The organism is Pseudaeromonas sp. HNCC25DJ180 (assembly GCF_055413345.1).
In genome coordinates this window covers 22,824-43,905 of sequence record NZ_JBVAYF010000013.1, presented here as the reverse complement: position 1 = coordinate 43,905, position 21,082 = coordinate 22,824, and the positions used below count along the sequence as shown (strand labels likewise).

Here is a 21,082-nt window from a genome sequence, read left to right as displayed (position 1 = left end):
CTTATTCTCCCGGCTTGAACATGGCAATCACGTAGTCTTTGCTGCTTTCGACCTTGCCTAACTGGATAGCGGCAGCGGGATCGACCCCTTTGGGGCAGACATCTGAACAGGCACCGACGAAGGTACAGCCCCAGACCCCGGATTCCTGGTTGAGGATCTTCATCCGCTCTGCCTTGCCGCCGTCCCGGTTGTCGCTGTTGTAGCGATGCAACAGGGCCAGGGCGGCTGGTCCGGTGAAGGAGGGGTTCAGCTTGTACTGAGGGCAAGCGGCGTAGCAGAGACCACAGTTGATGCACATGGAGAACTGGCGATACTTCTCCAGTTCGGCTGGCGTCTGGAGGTATTCGCCTTCACACAGATCCCGACTCTGTTTCGGAATTAGGTAGGGCTTGATGCTCTCCAGCTTCTCAATGAAGTCGCTCATGTCGACCACCAGATCCCGCTCGATAGGGAAGTTGGCCAGGGGCTCAATCTTCATCTTGCCTGCCGGATAGTCGCGCAGGAAGGTTTTGCAGCCGAGCTTGGGCACGCCATTGACCATCATGCCGCAGGAGCCGCAGATGGCCATGCGGCAGGACCAGCGAAAGCTCAGGGTCTGATCCAGTTCATCCTTGATGTAGTTGAGGGCTTCCAGCAGCGACATCTCATGGCTGAAGGGCACCTTAAAGCTTTGCCACCAAGGTTCGGCATCCTCTTCCGGGCGGTAGCGCAGGACTTCAATAACCATCTCAGCCATGTTTGGGCTCCTTATCTGCTGCGGCGCCATAGACTCGCTTGGCTGGTTGTGACTTGGTGATCTTCACCGGACTAAAGTCGATGACCGGACTCCCTTCGCTGCCCTGAAAGGCTAGCGTGTGCTTGAGGAAGTTCACGTCATCCCGCTCCTCATAACCATCGAGGCGCTGGTGCGAGCCGCGCGACTCTTTACGGGCGATGGCGGAGTGAGCCATAGACTCGGCCACATCCAGCAGGAAGCCCAACTCGATGGCATAGAGCCAATCGGTATTGAATACCGAAGATTTGTCCTTGATGCGCACGTTCTTGAAGCGCTGTTTGAGTTCGGCCAGCTTATCTATGGTCTCTTGCATCAGGGCTTCGGTACGGTAGATACCAACCCCTTTCTCCATAGCATCACCCATCTCGTTACGGATGGCAGCAGCACTCTCGGTACCATCGCCCTCCATCAACGACATGGCCTTGGCGACGGAGGCCATAGCTTGCTTGTAGAGGGCATCGCTATTGCCATGGGGGTGACTGCTGGCGAACTTGGCGGCTTCTTCACCGGCCACCTTGCCAAACACCACGGTTTCCACCAGGGAGTTGGAGCCCAAGCGGTTGGCGCCGTGGATCCCTACTGAGGCGCACTCGCCGACCGCATAGAGGCCTGGCATCCGAGTGGCACACTTACCATCGGTTTCGATACCGCCCATGGTGTAGTGCGCGGTTGGGCGCACAGGGATGGGTTCCTTGGCCGGGTCTACGCCCACATAGGCTTTGGCCAGCTCACAGATGAAGGGCAGGCGCTCTTCCAGATACTTGGCACCCAGATGACGCAGATCCAGGTAGACCACATCCCCCAGGTGGGTCGGTACGGTACGTCCCTTTTGCTGCTCGCCCCAGAAGGCTTGGGAGAGGCGATCGCGGGGGCCCAGCTCCATGTATTTGTTTTTGGTCTGGCCGATAGGGGTTTCCGGGCCCAGGCCGTAGTCTTGCAAGTAGCGGTAACCATCCTTGTTGACCATGATGCCGCCCTCACCGCGACACCCTTCAGTCATCAGGATGCCACAACCCGGCAGGCCGGTCGGGTGATACTGGACGAACTCCATGTCGCGGAGTGGCACACCGTGGCGGTAGGCCAGGGCCATACCGTCTCCGGTGACAATGCCGCCGTTGGTATTGAAGCGATAGGCGCGGCTCCCCCCCCCTGTGGCTATGATCACCGACTTGGCCTGGATCATGCGGGTGACGCCGTTTTGGATGTCAAAGCAGACCACGCCCTGAACACGCCCCTCTTCCACCAGCAGATCCAGACAGAAGTGCTCATCGAAGCGTTTGATGGAGGGGTATTTGATGGAGGTCTGGAACAGGGTGTGCAGCATGTGGAAGCCGGACTTGTCGGCGGCAAACCAGGTGCGAGGAACCTTCATGCCGCCAAAGGGGCGCACGTTGACCTTGCCATCGGGCTTACGGCTCCAGGGGCAACCCCAGTGCTCTAGCTGCACCAACTCCTTGGTGCAATTCTCGACGAAATAGTCCACCACGTCCTGTTCACACAGCCAATCACCGCCGGAGACGGTGTCGTTGAAGTGGTTTTCTAGGCTGTCGTCTTCACGAACGACTCCGGCAGCCCCCCCTTCGGCAGCCACGGTATGGCTGCGCATGGGATAGACCTTGGAGATGAGTGCGATATCGAGTGAGGGGTTCATCTCTGCGATGGCGATTGCCGCACGCAAACCACCCCCACCGGCGCCGACAATCGCGACATCGGTCTTAATTATGTCCACTTCTGCCTCCTTGAGGAAAATATAGATAGGTACCCCATATTGAGGAGCCTACATGCCCACATGCAGTCGTCAGTTGACTGGCTCTGACTAGCCAATGTGAGTCACCGAACTAGTGTTGTCACTTCGGGTGGAAGGCTAAGTTATCTGCATCTAATGACGGAATGTCTTGGGACGCATCTTGCCTATTTTGCCCACCCTGAAGCGGCTACCAGCATGCCAGAATCGGTCTTGCTTCTGGATTCCAAACTCTAGGCCGGAATTGTTGCAAAATTGTAGGCAATTATGAGCTGCAAAAATGAGAAACAACTCTCTTTTTGTCTGATGCAAGGGAACCTTAGGGTAAACCGTATGATTTTGCGGGATAAACAAGCATAACGCATTGTTTTACATCAAATTTAAAGCTGACATCGATCTTCTCACCAAAAAAAGACCCAGCGTCAGCATAGCCGACGCTGGGGGCGGGGGTTAGACGTGGAAGTTGTTGACCTGTTCGTTGATCCGCAGAGCTATCATCTTTAATCGCTCGGCCAGTTGGTTGGCATTGTTGGCCGCATGGCTCAGTTCATCGGAGACGTCCTTGGTGGCCTGGATGTTGCGTCCTACCTCATCGGTGACGGCGCGTTGCTCCTCGGCGGCACTGGATATTTGCGTGGCCATATCCGAAATTTCGCTGATGGAGTGGGTGATCTGCTCCAGCGCCAGGGTGGCGTTGCCAGCATCCGCCACACTATTTTGCGCCAGCTGCTGGCTCTGATGCATGGTGTGAACCGCTTGCTGGGTATTGCGTTGCAGGGTTTCGATCATGGCTCTGATCTCGACGGTGGAGCTGTGAGTGCGCTTGGAGAGCACTCGCACTTCGTCGGCTACCACGGCAAAACCGCGACCCTGTTCACCGGCTCGGGCGGCTTCGATGGCGGCGTTAAGCGCCAGCAGATTGGTCTGCTCGGCTATGCCCTGAATGGTGGAGAGTATGGTGTTGATCTCCTGGGCATTTTTCTCCAGCTCTTGAATGATGTTGGAGGCTTGTTCGACCTGTCCTGCCAGATTGGTGATGGAGCTTTGATTGTTGATGATCACCTGTTTGCCATGATCACAACTGGCTGCCGAGGCGTGGGCGGCCGCTGCGGTTTGCTCGGCGTTGCTGGCCACCTCGGTGGCGGTGGCAGACATCTCATGGACTGCGGTGGCGATCTGGGAGATCTCCGATTGCTGGCGGGCCAGGCTCTCATCGTTATGACTGGCCATGGTGTGGGACTGTTTGGCCTGACCATCCAGCTCGCGGGCCGAGGCGGCTAGCGCACTCATCATGCCATGCAGCATGTCGATGAAGAGGTTGATCTGACGCGCCACGGCCCCCACCTCATCGTCCCGACGGATTTTGATACGGCGGGTCAGATCGCCATTGCCCTGGGCCAACTCGGCCACGGCATCACCCATGGCACTCAATGGCTTGAGGGAGAGGGTGATGATATAGGCGGCACCACCGGCCACAATCAGCAACTGCAGTATGGTGGCCAACAAAGATTGTTTCAGCAGGCTGTTATTGGCGGCGAAGGCAGTTTCTTCGTCATAGATCAGGCCAAAATACCACTCGTACCCGGGAATGGGGGCAAAGTAGACGATACTGTTCTTGCCATCGATCAGCATGGTGCGGGGCTTACCACTGTTGGCCAAGTTGCGAATTTCATCCTTCGTCAGCTCTGGGGCCAGTTGCGTGGCGGATTTGAGAGCCATGGCGGGATTCTTATGGGCGATCAGGTTGCCATCGCCATCGGTGAGCAGGCCATAGACCCCCTCTTGGGCTATGCTGTTGACGTTCTGGATCAGGCTCTGCAGGCTGATATCTCCAGCTATGACCCCCTCAACAGAGTCGAGCTTAAAGGGTTCGGCCATGCTGATGATCAATTGCCCTGTGCCGGCATCGGTATAGGGGGCGGTGATCATCATGCGGTTGGCGGCGATGGCGCCCTGATACCAGGGTCTTTGGCGAGGATCATAGCCCGCCGGCGCGTTCCAATCATTCGACACTATCATCTCGCCCTTGTTGGTGCCGACGTAAATCATGTCGAACTTTCCCGAGTTGGCGGCCTGGAGCAGTGCGTGTTTGGCATTATTGGATTTTGCAAATTCCTCTTCGACCGTACTGACAAACCCTACCTTAGTGCTGCTGACTATGGTGGCACTGGTATCCAACCAGTTCTTCAAGCCATTGATCTGTACCTCTGCGACACTGGTTTCAAAACGGGCGACATCTTCGTTAGCGGCGGCAGAGAGGGCGTGGCGGGTATAGAGTTGCTGTAGGCCTGCCGTGACCAGCAAGAGCACGGTCAGAGCCAGCAACAGCTTTTGACGAATATTCAGGTTCATAGATCGATCCTTGGTTATTCAGCTGTCCTCGAGCTGCGGTGCAGCTCCTAATGCGTCTCAATGATTATCCCTGCTCTTTAGCTCTCTCGGCTTGAGTCTGTGGCGCGATTTTGATTGCCTGCAGCTCACTATTTTTAATGGTTCGAGGTGATGCGTTGTGGGCGAACATGAGGGGGATTCCCATAACAAAACTATAGTGCAGAACGGCCAAGAGGTAGGGGGATCCAGGTGTTACGGGCCAAATGAGAGTAGCGCCGTTTTCTGCATGAGGCATGGGGTGGTGGTAATGAAAAAAAAGGGCGCCTTTCGGCACCCTTGATGGTCATTCTCTCACTTAAAGCAGGTTGGCGAAGGGGGCTCCCATCCGGGTTTCACTACCCGGCTGTAGCCCTTCATGGAATGCCAACACATCCGGAGCGAATAGACAGACGACAGTGCTGCCCAGCTTGAACAGCCCCATCTCTTCCCCTTTTTGCAGTGTGATGGCCTGCTCGCCCTGATAATTCCAGCGCGTCACCTGCTGGCCTGTGGGAGGAGTAACCGTGCCCGCCCAGATGGTTTCAATGCTGGCCACTATAGTGGCACCGACCAGCACCAGGGCCATGGGGCCAATCTCGGTGCGGAAAATACAGGCTACCCGTTCATTGCGGGCAAACAGGTTGGGGACATGGCTGGCGGTCAATGGGTTGACCGAGAAGAGGTCACCGGGGATGTAGACCATGCTCTCCAATACACCATCGAGCGGCATGTGGATACGATGATAATCCTTGGGGGAGAGGTAGATGGTGGCAAACTTGCCGCCCTGGAAGGGGGCGGCAAGCTCGGCATCGCCACCCAGCAGTTCCCGCGCACTGAAATCGTGTCCCTTGGCCTGGATGAGGCGACCAAGCTGGATGTCCCCCAACTGGCTGATGCAGCCATCGACCGGTAGGGCGGCGATCTTCGGGTCGCTGACCACGGGGCGTAAGCCGGGTTTGAGCTTACGGGTGAAGAAGGCGTTGAAGCTGGGGTAGTGGGCGGGGTCTTCAAATTCGGCCTCACTCATGTCGATGCCAAAGCGGTTGATGAAGAGACGGATGAGTTTGGTGGTCAGCGTGCCTGCTTCGGCGGCGGCCAGCTTGCCCACCAGGCGCGAAATGGCATGTTTGGGTAGGCAGTATTGGCCAGCAATTTTCAGCATATCAATCAGGGTCATGGGATGGTCTCTTGCTAGTGATTGATGAGAGGGGTTATCCGCGTTTGGTGGCGCGGGCGGGGCGAGCCTCGTCCATGGAGTCGAGGATGCGATGATAACTCTGATAGCGTTCCAGGCTGACCTCTCCCTTCTCTACCGCCTCGCGGATGAGGCAACCGGGATCCTCACCATGGGTGCAGTCGCGGAACTTGCAGCCGCCCAGATAGCGGCGGAACTCCACAAAACACCAGGTGATGCGGTCGGGCTCCAGATGCCAGAGGGCAAACTCGCGGATGCCGGGGGAGTCGATGAGGATACCGCCACTGGGGAAGTGATAGAGACGCGCCGTCGTGGTGGTGTGTTGCCCCAGCCCGGAAACATCGGAAATATCGCCGGTAACGGCCGCGGCTTCGGGCATCAGGGCATTAACCAGGGTGGACTTGCCTACGCCGGATTGGCCGACGAAGACATTGATCTTGTCTTTGAGGTGCGCCTTGAGCTCATCGAGCCCACTCTCATCTTCGCAGCTGACCAGCAAGATTTCATAGCCAATCTGGCGATAGCGTTGCAGATGAGGCTCCAGTTCGGCGCGAGCCTCTGGTGTCAGCATATCTGTCTTGTTGAGCACCAGCAGGGGCGGGATCTCCATGGTCTCTGTCGCCACCAGATAGCGATCCACTATGTTGGTGGAAAACTCTGGCATCACGGAGGAGACGATGACGATCTGATCTATGTTGGCCGCGACGGGTTTGATGCCATCGTAATAATCCGGGCGGGAAAAGACGGTTTGGCGTGGATGCACGGCCTCGACCACACTGCAGATGCCATGCAAGGAGAGATCTCCTTGGCGCCAAACTACGCGGTCACCCGTGACCAGGCTGCCAACCGTGCGGCGTAGATTGCAGCGATGAACGGTACCATCGGCGGCTTCGACGTCGGCATGCTGGCCAAAACGGCTGATGACTAACCCTTCCTGGGGGGCGCCCAGCAGGCTTTCATCCACCTCGGGGGCCTCTTTTTTCAGGCGTCGAGTCTGGTTGGCGTTGACCCGGCGTTGCTGGCCATGACTCAGTTTGCTCTTTTTTGTCACGCGTGCGTCACTTTCGTAATTTGACTGCTAAGCGTTTATGATACATGGGAGCGAGATGACTTGTCCCACAAAGGTGTGAAGATGACACAAGATGCGCAAAATTTAGTCTGGATTGACATGGAGATGACGGGGCTGGATCCCGACAGCGACAAGGTGCTGGAGATCGCCGTGATCGTCACCGACAAGGAGTTAACTGTGCTGGCCGAGGGGCCCGTGATTGCCGTGCATCAGAGTGATGCCGTGCTGGCGGCCATGGACGACTGGTGTACCCGGACTCACACCCAATCCGGGCTGGTGGCTCGTGTTAAGGCCAGCCAATACGATGAGGCCTCTGCCGCAGCTGAGTGCCTGGCCTTCTTGCGGCAATGGGTCCCGGAGCGGAGCAGCCCATTGTGCGGTAACAGCATAGGGCAGGATCGTCGCTTCATGGTTCGGCATATGCCTGAGCTGGAGCAGTTCTTCCACTATCGCAACGTGGATGTCAGCACCATCAAGGAACTGGTGCGCCGTTGGCAACCCCAGTTACTGGAGGGTTTTAACAAGCAGGGCGTCCACCTGGCTCTGGATGACATTCGCGAATCCATCGCCGAGTTGAAATACTATCGAGAAACTGTCTTCAAGATCTGATATTGCGGGAAAAAAGAGCAATCGCTTCGTGGATTGCTCTCTTCTTGAGCGAACGAATAAAAAGCCCTTGCAATCACTCAAGCTGCCCTTATAATTCGGCTCCCGTGCTAGAGAGCATATTGCGGGAATAGCTCAGTTGGTAGAGCACGACCTTGCCAAGGTCGGGGTCGCGAGTTCGAGTCTCGTTTCCCGCTCCAAAACTCTCTCTAACACACCCTTGTGATGCGGGAATAGCTCAGTTGGTAGAGCACGACCTTGCCAAGGTCGGGGTCGCGAGTTCGAGTCTCGTTTCCCGCTCCAATCACAAGTTCCGGTTTGCGGGAATAGCTCAGTTGGTAGAGCACGACCTTGCCAAGGTCGGGGTCGCGAGTTCGAGTCTCGTTTCCCGCTCCAACGCCGGACTTGTTGGTATCACAAGAGATTTACGTTGCGGGAATAGCTCAGTTGGTAGAGCACGACCTTGCCAAGGTCGGGGTCGCGAGTTCGAGTCTCGTTTCCCGCTCCAATCCTTCACAGGATCTGCGTAAATCAATTACCTCATTAAAGCGGGAATAGCTCAGTTGGTAGAGCACGACCTTGCCAAGGTCGGGGTCGCGAGTTCGAGTCTCGTTTCCCGCTCCAATCTTCATCTCTCATCAGCTTCATCACTATCTGTTAATTATTTTCAAGCTGGCCCTGGCCGGCCTTTGTGCTATCTGCGGTTTTCCCTTGGGCTGAGCCATATAAAAAAACCGGGCTCCGGGCCCGGTTCTGCTATTGGCTCTGGCGGTTACTGAGCCGCTTGCTGCTTATCAAGTTGCTCTTCGGCATAGAGGGCGGCCCCTATGATCCCTGCCTGGTTCAGACTCTGGGCCGGTACCACAGGGGTGCGCAGATGTAACTCCTCGATAAAGCGGTCGAAGCGTTGAGCACTGCCACCGCCTAAGATGAAGAGATCCGGGTTGAAGAGAAATTCCAGACGTTGCAGATAGCGGTTGAAGCGGCGTCCCCACTTGCCCCAGCTTAGATCTTCCCGCTGCCGTACTGCATCGGAGCAGTAGTGCTCGGCGATACGCCCCTTCATCTTCAAATGGCCCAGTTCGGTATTGGGGTGCAGTTGACCGTTGACGAAGATGGCGCTGCCCAGACCTGTGCCTATGGTGATCAGCATCACCACGCCATCACGATTCTGTCCCTGACCGAAGCGCATCTCGGCCATACCCGCCGCATCGGCATCGTTGAGGATGAAACAGGGGCGCCCGGTAACATGCGAAAATAGCTCCTGCACATTGGTGTTGATCCAGCTGGCATCGATATTGGCCGCACTGAAGGCAACGCCATGGTGGATGGTCGCTGGAAAGCCACAGCCTATGGGGCCTTTCCAGTCGAAGTAGGCTACCAGCTGCTTCAGCGTCTGGGCCATGGCTTCCGGGGTGGCGGGTTGGGGTGTGGCGATGCGATGGCGTTCACCGATGAGCAGACCGCTCTCGGTATCGACCACGGCCCCCTTGATACCGGAACCACCAATATCTACACCAAGAATCATCATAGACGGGTCTTCTCCTTCAAGCGTGATCGGGCATGCCTTTGTTGATGCAGCGGATCAAGCGTTCCGTTTTGTTATTGCGGGGAGTGCTCGCCCGCTTCGCTTCCTGTTGCGTGATGGCCCATTCCAGGTGCTCCTGTACCAGCAGGGATACATTGCCAGAACTCTGTCGGAGGCTATCGACAATGGTGCTGCAGTATGGCGCGTTGCCCAAGGCTACCGCAAGATTGCGTTGCCATTTTTCAAAACCAATGCGGCGAATGGCGCTACCTTCGGTCTCCTTGAGAAATTGCACCTCATCCCAGCACCAGAGTGCCAAGAGTTCTGGGGCTTGCAGGCTAGACCTGGAGTGAAAGTCTCGCTCCTGGCTACTGGCGGCGTAGCGGTTCCAGGGGCAGATGAGCTGGCAATCATCACAGCCATAGATGCGGTTACCCAGTAGCGGGCGGAGTTCGAGTGGAATTGCCCCACCATATTCGATGGTGAGATAGGAGATACAGCGCCGGGCATCGACCGTGTAGGGGGCAACTATGGCGCCGGTTGGGCAGATAGTCATACAGGCCACACAGTGGCCACAGTCGCCCGCTATGGCCTCATCGGCGGGCAGTGGCAGGTCGACCAGGAGTTCACCGAGGAAGAAGAATGAACCCGCCTGCTGGTTGAGCAGCAGAGAATGCTTGCCAATCCAGCCGAGCCCGGCTTTGGCCGCCAGGGGACGCTCCAGCAGCGGGGCTGAGTCCACAAAAGGGCGGAAACCATAGTGGCCGACCGCTGCCTGGACCTTCTCTGCCAACTGTTTCAGCCGTTGACGCAATACCTTGTGGTAATCACGGCCCAAGGCATAGCGGCTGATATAGCCCAGCTTGCTCGCTTGCAGGGTATGGGCGATACCGGCGGCAGGGGGAAGATAATTCATGCGTACCGAGATGACGGCCTGAGTGCCCGGTTGTAGCTCGGCCGGACGGGCGCGCAGTAGCCCATGTCGCGCCATGTACTCCATCTCGCCGTGGTAGCCAGCGGCCAGCCAGGCTTGCAGACGAGGCTCTTCTTCGGCCAGATCAATCCCTGTGATACCAACCTGGTCAAAACCTAGCTCCCGGCCCCATTGCTTGATATCGTGGGCCAATTTCTCAAGTTGTTGGGATGTCATGATTACCCTTGCCGATGAACCGCAATCCATTTTACCACAAGCTCTCTGGCGCACAGAGCAGATACGGCGGGCCGAGTCGCTACTGGCTAACCATCTGGAGTGTGACCTCTATTGTCTGATGGAGCGAGCCGGCGCTGCTCTGCTGGCGAGTCTGCAACAGCATTGGCCCCAGGCCCAACGCCTCTGGATCGTCTGTGGTCGGGGCAATAATGGGGGCGATGGTTATGTCTTGGCCCGCCTAGCTGTGGCGGCTGGTCTGCAGGTGAGAGTGCTCGCCTTGGGTGAGCCCAATCCGGGAACCGAGGCGGCAGAGGCTCGTCGTCAGTGGTTGATGCTTGGGGCGGTCGAGGGCGCGTGGCCTCTGGCTCCCGATGCCGAGAGTCGACCTCAGGTCGTGGTCGATGCGCTGCTTGGCATAGGTCCGGATCGTGAGTTGCAAGGTGACGTTGTAGAGTGGATTGAGGCCATCAATCGACTAGGGGTGCCCGTGCTCAGCGCCGATCTGCCCAGTGGTCTGCATGCCGATAGCGGGCGTAGGCTTGGGCCTGTGGTCAATGCCCAGGTGACGTTGACCTTCATGGGTCTGAAAACGGGTCTACTGACGGGGGCGGCACCGGATCATGTGGGGTTACTGCAATTAGCCCCGCTCACCGCTGCATCCGAGTTGAATGGCGCCGCCATCTGGGCTACCGAACAGCCCGCCGCCTGGCGCATCGATTACCCCCAACTGCAAAACCAGTTGCACCCCAGGCCGCGCTCGGCTCACAAGGGCATGGCCGGCCGGGTATTATTGATAGGCGGGGGAGAAGGCATGCCAGGAGCCATCCGTCTTGCTGCCGAGGCGGCGTTGCGTAGCGGTGCCGGGTTGGTCAAGGTGTTGACTCATGCGAGCCATCATCTGGCCGTGGGGGTAGGACGAGCCGAACTTATGTTAACGGCGCCGGAGTCTGAGCCAGCCGCGGCCCGTGCCCAGGCGCAATGGGCCTCGGTGCGGGTTTTGGGGCCCGGCTTGGGCCAATCGCCCTGGGCTCGTCTGCTCTGGCAACAACAACTGGCCTTGCCAGGCCCGCTGTTGCTGGATGCCGATGGTTTGAACCTGCTGGCTGAAATGCCCGCCAAGCGGGATAATTGGATTCTGACCCCCCACCCGGGCGAGGCCGCTCGCTTGTTGGCGTGCTCCACGGCCAGGATCGAGTCTGACCGTTTCGCCGCAGTGCGTCGTTTGCAGCAGCAGTATGGGGGCGTGGTGGTGCTCAAGGGGGCTGGCACCCTGATTGCCGATGAGTCGGGATGCTGGTTAGCCCAAGAGGGTAATCCAGGCATGGCCAGTGGCGGCATGGGGGATCTGTTATCTGGTATCATTGCCGCACTTTGGGCTCAGGGCTATGCTCCTATTACCGCGGCGCAGCTGGGTGTCTGTATACATGGCGAGGCAGGGGACTGTGCGGCGGTTGAGGGGGAGCGTGGTATGTTAGCGGCAGATCTGCTGCCCTTTATTCGTCGGCTGGTAAATCCGGTGGGATAATGAAATGACAAACGAGTTTACAGAAATTTTAGTCGATGAGTCGGCGACCTTGGCCTTGGGAAAACGTCTGGCCCACGCTTGCCAATGTGCGGTGACTTTCTTCTTACATGGCGAGCTGGGCGCGGGCAAGACCACGCTGACGCGCGGCTTTGTACAAGCCTTGGGTCATCCAGGTCGGGTGAAAAGTCCGACCTATACGCTAGTTGAAGCTTACGAACTAGCTAAATGGCAGGTATACCATTTTGATCTTTATCGCCTGGCCGATCCGGAAGAGCTGGAGTTTATGGGCATTCGTGACTATTTTGGTGCCGATTGTCTGTGCTTGGTAGAATGGCCGGAGAAGGGAGAGGGCTGGTTACCTCAACCTGATCTGGATATCAGACTAAATTATGTGGGGGAGCGGCGCGAGGTTTCTATTCGTGGCTGCACTCCCAAGGGTGAAGCTATTTTGAGCGTGTTGTCGTCGTCGTGAAACGTATCCTTATTTCTATCTGCCTCTGTTTGATGGCGCAATCACTTTGGGCAAATCAGCTCAAAGGGCTACGTGTGGCTCCGAATGCTGAAAAGACCCGTATCGTCTTCGATATGACGGAGAAGCCAGAGTTCAGCTATACGTTGGCAGAGGGCTCTGCACAGCTGGTGGTTGATCTCAAGTCGATCACCGCAGTCATGAGTAACCCTGAGTTGCAGCGTAATCTGGGGCCAGTGATCAAGTCGGTGCGCCGAGCCGCCCCTCCCGTACCGGGTGGGTTGCGTTTGGTTTTTGACCTCGCGCAGAGCACCAAGCCAACCGTATTCACCCTGCGCCCGCAACAACAGTATGGTCACCGTCTGGTCATCGATCTTAGTCACTATGGGGCGCCTGTCAGAGCGTCGACGGGTTCCAGCTCGACGGGGCGTCAGAACGTTGCCGTGGCGAGCATGACATCGGTGGCTCCTGTGGTGAGTTCGGTTGGCAAGCCGCTCTCTACTTCATCACGCTCGGCTAAGCCGGTATCCGGACGCATCATGGCCATCAGTGATGAACCGGCTATCCGTAACTCGGGCGATGTGCAGATCAAGGAGGAGACGTTATCGACTCAAGTGCGTCCTGCTGCGGTGACTTCAGGCGGACAAGTCCAGAATAGTATCTCAACCTCTTCGACCAAGACATCAGGCACAAAGTCCGGGAGTGATAGCCGCATCAAGCCCTATCAATCGGAAAGTGCGGATTCTCAATCCTCATCGGCACCCATGAGGGCTCCGGCATCGCTGGCTCCTGTTGCTCAAGGGGGGAGTGGAACCGTGGTGATAGCCATTGATGCCGGGCACGGTGGTAAGGATCCTGGGGCCATAGGTCAGAATGGTACCTATGAAAAAAACGTTACCTTGGCTGTGGCGCGGGAGCTTAGTGCCATGATCAATCGTCAGCCGGGGATGCGTGCCGTGATGACCCGTACCGGCGACCATTTTGTTGATCTGGATGCGCGCTCGGAGATTGCGCGTCGACACCAGGCCCAGCTTCTGGTCTCGATTCATGCCGACAGCGTGGACAACGGTTCGGCGCGTGGCGCCTCGGTCTGGATCCTCTCCAACAAGCGTGTCGATCGTGAGATGAACAAGTTATTGGGGCAGCAGGACAAACATACCCAGCTGTTGGGCGGTGCGGGCAAGGTGATTGCCGAGGCTGAACCCAATCCCTATCTGGCGCAGACTATATTGGATCTCTCGTGGGATAATTCCCGTAGTGAGGGCTACAGCATAGGGGAGAATGTGCTGGGGCAGATTGGGCGCGTGGCGCGTCTGCACAAGAACAAGCCAGTACACGCCAGTTTGGCGGTACTCAAGGCTCCGGATATTCCCTCCCTGCTGATCGAAACCGGCTTCATCTCCAATGCCCAAGAGGAGAAGTTGCTGGCCTCCCGCAGCTACCAGAGCCAACTTGCCAAGGCGATATTTACTGGCATGAAGGGTTACTATGCCGATAATCCACCAGCCGGCTCACGGTTGGCTAGCCAGCCGGCCAGCGCCAGCAGCCAACAGACGGCCGCTACAGGGGTGGGATCGCGGCGCCATGTGGTCAAGACAGGCGAGAGTCTCTCTGTATTGGCCCAGCGTTATGGCGTGAGCAAGCAGAAGCTCAAGAGTCACAATAGCTTGAACAGCGATGTATTGCGGATCGGTCAGGTCCTCTACATCCCGACCAGCTAGCCATGCCTATTCGTATCTTACCGCCAATCTTGGCGAATCAGATCGCCGCCGGAGAGGTGGTGGAGCGTCCGGCCTCTGTGGTGAAGGAGCTGGTGGAAAACAGCCTAGATGCCGGTGCTGACCGGATAGAGATCGAGTTGGAGAAGGGGGGCAGTAAGCTCATTCGTATCCGCGACAATGGCTCGGGTATTCCCAAGGATGAACTGGCATTGGCGCTCTCCCGCCATGCCACCTCCAAAGTCAGCACCATAGAGGACCTGGAGTCCATTGCCAGCCTGGGCTTTCGCGGTGAGGCGCTTGCGTCCATCAGCTCGGTTTCGCGTTTGATGCTGACTTCACGCCCAGCTGCCCAAGGCGAAGCCTGGCAGGCCAGCGCCGAAGGGCGAGACATGGCGGTAGCGTTACGGCCTGCTGCGCACCCCGTTGGCACTACGCTTGATGTCATCGATCTCTTCTTCAATATGCCAGCCAGGCGTAAATTTCTGCGTAGCGAAAAGACCGAATTCAGCCACATAGATGAGTTGCTGCGGCGTCTGGCGCTGAGCCGTTTTGATGTCAATTTTACCCTCAAGCATAATGGCAAGCTGGTACGACAATATCGCGCCGCCCATTCGGTAGAAGAGCGTCAGCGTCGAGTCGCGGCAGCCTGCGGCTCGCCTTTCTTGTCTCGGGCCATGAGCTTGGCCAGTGAGCATCTGGGGCTGGCGCTGTCGGGCTGGTTATTACCCCCTAGTGAGCAGACCGACACCACGCCCGAGATCCAATACTGTTACGTTAATGGCCGCATGATGCGCGACAAGCTCATCAACCATGCTATCCGGCAGGGCTATTTGGAAGCGTTGGGCGTGGAGTGTTCTCCCTCCTATGTGCTCTACCTCACCCTGGATCCGCGACAGGTGGATGTGAATGTGCATCCGGCCAAGCATGAGGTGCGATTTCACGAGTCACGTCTTGTCCATGATTTCATCGTCCGGGTAGTGCGTGAGGCCTTGAGTGCTGGGCTCTGCGCCTCGTTGGCTGAGAGCCATGTGCCTATGAGCGATGGGGTGGCGGTACAGTGTCAGGATCCTGCCCCCGCCCCTCGCCAGATTCATGAACACCCAGGTGCCTATTCTGGTCATGGCATGGCACCTCGGGAGCATGGCTACCAGCGTGGCGCAACGACGCCGTCCCATCTGGCCAGCCGCGAGATATCTGCTGCCGCCTGGCAGGGGATGCAGAGCCTGCTGACCACTCTGCCTGCCGCCACACCGCAGCCGGTAAGTGGTAATAACAACTTAGCGGTGGCGAGTCCGGCCGAGTCAGAGCAGAGCTGGCGATTGCTGAGTTTGCCGCATCCTGCCGTGGCCTTGATCCAGCGCGCTGTGGAATATCGATTGTTGCATCTTAGGGTGGCCGAAATCGGGTTGCAGAGCCATCGTCTGATGCGGCAGTGGCAGCAGGGGGTGCTGACATCCCAGCCGCTGCTGATGCCTATTCTAATTTCCCTGCCATCCGCCTTACGAGTGCAATTAACCGCCGCCAGTGAATGGTTGGCCCATCTGGGCGTGGAATGGAAAGCGGCCAGTGGTGATAACATCATGCTTTACCGGGTTCCTGTCGCCATGCGCAACACCAATCTGGTGAACACCTTTGTTGAATTACTGGAACTCGGGTCGCAGACCGATACGGATCTGACGGGGCGGGTTGTGTGTGCCTGGTTGGCACATCTGGCCGTTGGCAGTGGGGAGTACTCATTGGTGACGGCGGGGGCACTGCTGGCCAATTTGCTGCTTGAGCAACCGGAACAGCTGCTTGACGCAGGTATTAGCCGGGCGGTGGGGTTTTCTTCCGCGATTGAGGAGTTGTTACGTGAAGCCTGAGCCTCTGGCTATTTTTCTGATGGGACCAACGGCATCGGGCAAGACGGCTCTAGCCCTGGAGTTGGTGCGTCATCTGCCTTGCGACATCATCAGTGTGGACTCGGCCCTGATCTATCGGGGCATGGATATCGGTACGGCTAAGCCTTCGCCCGCCGAGCTGGCGCAGGCCCCTCATCGTCTGATCGACATTCTCGATCCTGCCGAAGCCTACTCGGCCGCCGATTTCCGCCGGGATGCCCTGGCCGAGATGGCGGCGATCTCGGCCCAAGGGCGTATTCCCTTGCTGGTGGGCGGCACCATGCTCTATTTCAAGGCGTTGCTGGAGGGGTTATCACCCCTACCTGAAGCGGATCCTGCGATCCGGGCTGAGATAGAGCAGGAGGCGGCGAGTCGTGGTTGGTTGAGTCTGCACCAGGAGCTGTGCCAGCTTGATCCTGTGGCCGGAGCCAGGATCCACCCCAACGATCCTCAGCGGCTGTCGCGTGCGTTGGAAGTTTTCCGGATTTCAGGTAAAACTTTAACCGAGTTAACCCAACAACAGGGTGAGCCATTGCCCTATCGTACCCTGCAGTATGCCATCGCGCCCAGTGACCGAGAGCAGTTGCGGGAGCGGATTGCCCTGCGTTTTGATGCTATGTTGGCGCAAGGGTTGGCAGATGAAGTGCATTCATTGCTAGCAAGAGGTGATCTGAATCCCTCTTTGCCTTCGATCCGGTGTGTAGGTTATCGTCAGATGTGGGATTATCTGACTGGCTCGCTCGACTATGCACAGATGCGCTATCGTGGAATTGTTGCCACATGCCAACTGGCTAAACGACAGATGACCTGGTTACGTAGCTGGTCTTACCCTGTGACTTGGCTACAGAGTGCCGGGCGGGATAATATCCATATCGTCTTGCGTGACGTTGGTTCCTGTGGGGGAGCAGGCTATAATCGGGACGCCTCTTTATAAGAAGGCAATAATTAAGTACAACAAAATATAAGGATTAGAACCATGGCTAAGGGGCAATCACTTCAGGATCCGTTTTTGAACGCTTTGCGTCGCGAGAGGATCCCGGTTTCTATCTATCTGGTGAATGGCATCAAATTACAGGGGCAGATCGAGTCTTTTGACCAGTTTGTTATCCTGTTGAAAAACACGGTTAGCCAGATGGTGTATAAACATGCGATCTCCACCGTCGTCCCTGCCCGCGCCGTTCCCCATCATCAGCACACTGCGGGTGGTTCTGCTGTGGAAGAGCAAGCTGAAGAGTGATGGCTGCTTGGCCGGTACACGTTCGCCCTGATTGCTGTTTTCTCTCGGCTGAGGCGCCTCCTGCCTCTGCATAAGGAGTTTTTGCTTGTTTGACCGTTATGAAGCTGGCGAACAGGCCATTCTGGTTCACGTCGATTTCACGGATGAAGGCGCACGCGAAGACCTGGCAGAATTGCAGATGTTAGCAAGTTCTGCCGGTGCGAATGCCCTGTCTGTTATCACTTGCCGCCGCGCAACGCCGCAACCCAAATTTTTTGTCGGAACAGGTAAAGCTGATGAGATAGCCTGTGAGGTCAAGCGGCTGGGCGCCGATCTGGTGATTTTCAACCACGCCTTGACCCCGGCTCAGGAGCGTAATCTGGAGCTTCTGTTCGAGTGCCGAGTGCTGGATCGCACCACCCTAATCCTGGATATCTTTGCTCAGCGGGCGCGCACTCATGAAGGCAAATTGCAGGTTGAGCTTGCCCAGTTGCGCCATATGTCTTCACGTCTGGTTCGTGGCTGGACTCACCTTGAGCGGCAGAAGGGGGGGATAGGTCTACGTGGTCCGGGTGAAACTCAGCTGGAGACCGATCGTCGTCTGATCCGCGAACGCATCACCAATATCCTGCGGCGCCTGGATAAGGTGGCTAAGCAGCGGGAGCAGGGGCGCCGAGCCCGGATGCGCAATGAAATCCCGGTAGTCTCGCTGGTCGGCTATACCAATGCCGGCAAGTCAACCCTGTTCAATCGACTGACCAACTCTACCGTCTATGCGGCCGATCAACTCTTTGCCACACTCGATCCTACCCTGCGCCGAATTACGTTGCCGGATGTAGGTTCAGTGATTATGGCCGATACAGTGGGTTTTATTCGTCACCTGCCCCACGATCTGGTGGCAGCCTTCAAGGCGACACTCCAAGAGACGCGAGAAGCCGATCTGCAATTGCATGTGATCGACTGTGCCGATGAGCGCATGGAAGACAACATGGCCCAAGTTCAATCGGTACTGGCAGAGATTGAAGCCGATGATCTGCCCCAACTGCAGGTATTCAATAAACTGGATGCCGTGCCTGATGCTCAACCCCGTATCGAACGGGATGATGAGGGCAAGCCCAAGGCTGTCTGGTTGTCAGCCTTGAGCGGCGATGGTTGTCAGTTGTTGCTGGATGCAATCACTGAGTTGCTGTTACCGGGCATAGCTCAGCACACATTACGCTTGCCGGTTGACTCGGGTCGACTGCGCAGTCTGTTTTATCAAATGAAGGCCATCAGGTCAGAGAGTTTCTCTGAGGATGGGGAGTTGATGCTCGAAGTTCGACTGCCACAGAGCGACTGGAATCGTCTGTTGAAGCAGGAAGGTGAGGCGCTGGTAGCCTTTATTGTGGCTTAATAGCTTGATACAGTTTGTGAAACAACAAAAGAGTGGAGACGCCAATGGCTTGGAACGAGCCCGGAAATAGTGGGAAAGACCGAGATCCATGGGGGAATAGTGGCAAGAAGCAAACTCCTCCCGATCTGGATAAGGTGTTGCGAAATCTGCTGCAAAAACTCTCGGGTTTGACAGGCGGTCGTCGTCCAGGTGGCGATGTCAGCGGATTGGGGATCACCCTTGTTGTCATGGTGGCGCTCGTCGCCTGGGTGATCAGCGGCTTTTATACCATCAAAGAAGCCGAACGTGGCGTGGTGTTGCGCTTTGGTAAATTCTACCAAAGTGTGGAGCCTGGTTTACGCTGGAAGGCGACCTTTATCGATCAGGTTATCCCGGTCGATGTAGAGTCAGTGCGCTCCTTACCTGCGGCTGGTTTCATGCTGACCGAAGATGAGAATGTGGTGAAGGTCGAGATGGACGTGCAGTACCGGGTGGCTGATCCACGCAAGTATCTGTTTAGCGTCACCAACGCCGACGACAGTCTGAGCCAGGCGACCGACAGTGCCCTGCGTTACGTAGTGGGCCATACCACTATGGATGAGGTGTTGACCCGTGGTCGCGAGAAGGTGCGCCAAGATACCTGGCAGGTGCTGGAGCAGGTTATCGACCCCTATGACATGGGCATAGTGGTGGTGGATGTGAACTTCCTGCCGGCTCGTCCGCCAGAAGAGGTGAAGGATGCGTTTGATGACGCTATCTCGGCCCAGGAAGATGAACAGCGCTTCATCAGCGAGGCGGAAGCCTATGCTCGGGAAGTGGAGCCTAAGGCGCGCGGCCAGGTGCAGCGTCTGACCGAAGAGGCGCAAGGCTATAAGGAGCAGGTGGTGCTCAAGGCAACGGGTGAGGTGGCGCGCTTCAATGAGCTGTTGCCGCAATATCACTCGGCACCGGATTTGACGCGTCAGCGTATCTATTTGGAAACCATGGAAGAGGTCTACAGCAAGAATAACAAGGTGCTGGTCGATCTACCTCAGGGGGCCAATAGCATGATCTATCTGCCGTTGGACAAATTGACGCCGACTGAGGGTAACCAGAAGTCCCAGGCTGTTGCGCCTGTGGCTCAGCCACAGAGCCCTATGCCGCACAATGTCGGAGACCTCTCTCCTGAAACCATGGGACAGGCCAGTACTCCACTACGGAACAGTGATCGCAGCGGGGGGAGATACTAAGCGATGAAAAAGATTGTATTGGGTATCATGGCATTATTGCTGCTGTTGGGCTCCTCCTCTGTCTTCGTCATTGATGAGGGTCTGGTGGGTATAGTGGTGCAGTTTGGTAAGGTGAAACGGCAGTCAGATTCGACGCTGCCTATCGTCTATCAACCCGGCTTGCATCTGAAGTGGCCACTCATCGATGAAGTCCGCAAACTGGATGCTCGCATCCAGACCATGGATGGTCAGGCCGATCGCTTTGTCACGGCCGAGAAAAAAGATCTCATCATCGACTCCTATGTGAAGTGGCGCATCGAGGACTTTGCCAAGTTCTTCCTGGCGACTGGTGGTGGCAATCGCGCACAAGCCGAGTCGTTGCTCAAACGTAAGATCAATAACGGTCTGCGTTCGGAAATTGGTGGCCGTACCATCAAGGATATTGTCTCTGGTGAACGCACCGAGGTGATGGAAGATGCCTTGAAGAAGATGGCTAGCTCCTCAGAGCTGGGGATCAAGGTGGTGGATGTGCGCATCAAGCAGATCAACCTGCCACTGGAAGTCTCCAACTCCATCTACCGTCGTATGCGTGCTCAGCGTGATGCCGTGGCGCGTGAGCACCGCTCACAGGGGCGGGAGAAGGCCGAGTTTATCCGAGCCGATATCGATCGTCGGGTGACCGTCATGCTGGCTGATGCCGAGCGTAAGTCCCGTCAACTGCGCGGGGAGGGCGACGCCGAAGCGAGCCACATCTATGCTGAGACCTACAAGAAGGATCCCGAGTTCTTTGCCTTCTTGCGCAGTATGGATGCTTACCGGAACAGCTTCAGCAGTGGTGGCGACATCATGGTTCTCAATCCGGACGATGAGTTTTTCCGTTACTTTAAACAAGGTGGGCGTGATCGGGTTAAATGACCCAACACTATGCACCCAGCTGACCAAGGGCCTGCCATGCAGGCCCTTGCTATTTCGAGCGATTAACCATGCCATGGCTTGAAATTGTGGTTTTTCTCTGTGCAGCTAGCGTTTAGGCTGTGAGATATCCCTATCTTATCCCGCCTGAGTAACTATTTATGCTGCCTTGGCGCCTGGTTCCCAAGTCTGCAGCGGCCGAATTGCAGGTCATCCGGTTGTGTCTGCGCTCGTATTGCTGTATACGATCTGCCGGCATGGATGGCCACGCATCTTCCTCGGTTTGAGTGGGCAGGAAACGACCATAAGACGATTCCGACGCAGCTCAAACTTTGATAGAAT

17 protein-coding genes and 5 tRNA genes are annotated in these 21,082 nt (G+C 56.8%); 15 read left to right on the top strand and 7 right to left on the bottom strand.

The genetic code is table 11. The annotated features are described in order from the left end of the window. Position 1 precedes the first annotated feature (1 nt). From ACZYTD_RS12925 to rsgA, 5 genes are all read right to left on the bottom strand, one after another. Positions 2-736 (bottom strand): succinate dehydrogenase/fumarate reductase iron-sulfur subunit, encoded by a 735-nt coding sequence (locus ACZYTD_RS12925; protein ID WP_463892587.1) that lies wholly within the window; start codon positions 734-736, stop codon positions 2-4. Continuing rightward, positions 729-2,504, bottom strand: a complete 1,776-nt coding sequence (gene frdA, locus ACZYTD_RS12920) for a fumarate reductase (quinol) flavoprotein subunit (RefSeq protein ID WP_463892586.1) — start codon at positions 2,502-2,504, stop codon at positions 729-731. The genes ACZYTD_RS12925 and frdA overlap by 8 nt, the downstream gene beginning before the upstream one ends. Before the next feature lie 465 nt (positions 2,505-2,969). Next, entirely contained in the window at positions 2,970-4,871 is a 1,902-nt protein-coding gene (locus tag ACZYTD_RS12915; protein ID WP_463892585.1) for a methyl-accepting chemotaxis protein, read from the bottom strand. Positions 4,872-5,205: 334 nt separating this feature from the next. Next, a complete protein-coding gene (gene asd, locus ACZYTD_RS12910; protein ID WP_463892584.1) occupies positions 5,206-6,066 on the bottom strand; it encodes an archaetidylserine decarboxylase in 861 nt (286 codons plus the stop codon). A 34-nt stretch (positions 6,067-6,100) separates the two neighbouring features. After that, the gene (rsgA, locus tag ACZYTD_RS12905; RefSeq protein WP_463892583.1) at positions 6,101-7,135 is read right to left on the bottom strand and encodes a small ribosomal subunit biogenesis GTPase RsgA; all 1,035 of its coding nucleotides are present in this window, start codon (positions 7,133-7,135) and stop codon (positions 6,101-6,103) included. An 81-nt stretch (positions 7,136-7,216) separates the two neighbouring features. Between rsgA and orn the strand changes: the two genes are divergently transcribed. From orn to ACZYTD_RS12875, 6 genes are all read left to right on the top strand, one after another. Beyond that, positions 7,217-7,762: an oligoribonuclease gene (orn, locus tag ACZYTD_RS12900; RefSeq protein WP_463892582.1), complete on the top strand. Its 546-nt coding sequence runs from the start codon at positions 7,217-7,219 to the stop codon at positions 7,760-7,762. 121 nt (positions 7,763-7,883) lie between these two features. After that, positions 7,884-7,959 (top strand) — tRNA-Gly (locus tag ACZYTD_RS12895). Positions 7,960-7,986: 27 nt separating this feature from the next. Then, positions 7,987-8,062, top strand: a tRNA-Gly gene (locus tag ACZYTD_RS12890). Between the two features lie 17 nt (positions 8,063-8,079). Next, a tRNA-Gly gene (locus tag ACZYTD_RS12885) sits at positions 8,080-8,155 on the top strand. 36 nt (positions 8,156-8,191) lie between these two features. After that, a tRNA-Gly gene (locus ACZYTD_RS12880) sits at positions 8,192-8,267 on the top strand. A gap of 40 nt (positions 8,268-8,307) precedes the next feature. Continuing rightward, a tRNA-Gly gene (locus ACZYTD_RS12875) sits at positions 8,308-8,383 on the top strand. Between the two features lie 148 nt (positions 8,384-8,531). Here the strand turns inward: ACZYTD_RS12875 and ppgK are convergent. Both ppgK and queG read right to left on the bottom strand, forming a co-directional pair. Beyond that, on the bottom strand, positions 8,532-9,290 hold the full coding sequence (gene ppgK / locus ACZYTD_RS12870; RefSeq protein WP_463892581.1) for a polyphosphate--glucose phosphotransferase: 759 nt from the start codon (positions 9,288-9,290) through the stop codon (positions 8,532-8,534). 16 nt (positions 9,291-9,306) lie between these two features. After that, positions 9,307-10,437, bottom strand: a complete 1,131-nt coding sequence (queG, locus tag ACZYTD_RS12865; protein WP_463892579.1) for a tRNA epoxyqueuosine(34) reductase QueG — start codon at positions 10,435-10,437, stop codon at positions 9,307-9,309. On the opposite strand from queG, the gene ACZYTD_RS12860 reads away from it, so the two are divergent. The 9 genes from ACZYTD_RS12860 to hflC all read left to right on the top strand — a co-directional run bounded on the left by ACZYTD_RS12860 (position 10,436) and on the right by hflC (position 20,743). Then, positions 10,436-11,962 carry an NAD(P)H-hydrate dehydratase gene (locus ACZYTD_RS12860; protein WP_463892577.1) on the top strand — a complete coding sequence of 509 codons (1,527 nt, stop codon included), beginning with the start codon at positions 10,436-10,438 and terminating at the stop codon, positions 11,960-11,962. The genes queG and ACZYTD_RS12860 overlap by 2 nt on opposite strands. Positions 11,963-11,966: 4 nt before the next feature. Continuing rightward, positions 11,967-12,434 (top strand): tRNA (adenosine(37)-N6)-threonylcarbamoyltransferase complex ATPase subunit type 1 TsaE, encoded by a 468-nt coding sequence (tsaE, locus tag ACZYTD_RS12855; protein WP_463892576.1) that lies wholly within the window; start codon positions 11,967-11,969, stop codon positions 12,432-12,434. Between the two features lie 74 nt (positions 12,435-12,508). Beyond that, entirely contained in the window at positions 12,509-14,152 is a 1,644-nt protein-coding gene (locus ACZYTD_RS12850; RefSeq protein WP_463892575.1) for an N-acetylmuramoyl-L-alanine amidase, read from the top strand. 2 nt (positions 14,153-14,154) lie between these two features. Then, positions 14,155-16,014 carry a DNA mismatch repair endonuclease MutL gene (gene mutL, locus ACZYTD_RS12845; protein WP_463892573.1) on the top strand — a complete coding sequence of 620 codons (1,860 nt, stop codon included), beginning with the start codon at positions 14,155-14,157 and terminating at the stop codon, positions 16,012-16,014. A 19-nt stretch (positions 16,015-16,033) separates the two neighbouring features. Continuing rightward, a complete protein-coding gene (gene miaA / locus ACZYTD_RS12840; protein ID WP_463892662.1) occupies positions 16,034-16,966 on the top strand; it encodes a tRNA (adenosine(37)-N6)-dimethylallyltransferase MiaA in 933 nt (310 codons plus the stop codon). Between the two features lie 42 nt (positions 16,967-17,008). Then, positions 17,009-17,269 carry an RNA chaperone Hfq gene (gene hfq, locus ACZYTD_RS12835; RefSeq protein WP_463892571.1) on the top strand — a complete coding sequence of 87 codons (261 nt, stop codon included), beginning with the start codon at positions 17,009-17,011 and terminating at the stop codon, positions 17,267-17,269. Positions 17,270-17,354: 85 nt separating this feature from the next. Continuing rightward, positions 17,355-18,641: a ribosome rescue GTPase HflX gene (gene hflX / locus ACZYTD_RS12830; protein WP_463892570.1), complete on the top strand. Its 1,287-nt coding sequence runs from the start codon at positions 17,355-17,357 to the stop codon at positions 18,639-18,641. A 44-nt stretch (positions 18,642-18,685) separates the two neighbouring features. After that, positions 18,686-19,849 carry an FtsH protease activity modulator HflK gene (gene hflK, locus ACZYTD_RS12825; RefSeq protein WP_463892568.1) on the top strand — a complete coding sequence of 388 codons (1,164 nt, stop codon included), beginning with the start codon at positions 18,686-18,688 and terminating at the stop codon, positions 19,847-19,849. A 3-nt stretch (positions 19,850-19,852) separates the two neighbouring features. Further along, entirely contained in the window at positions 19,853-20,743 is an 891-nt protein-coding gene (gene hflC, locus ACZYTD_RS12820) for a protease modulator HflC (RefSeq protein ID WP_463892566.1), read from the top strand. Positions 20,744-21,082: the final 339 nt, after the last annotated feature.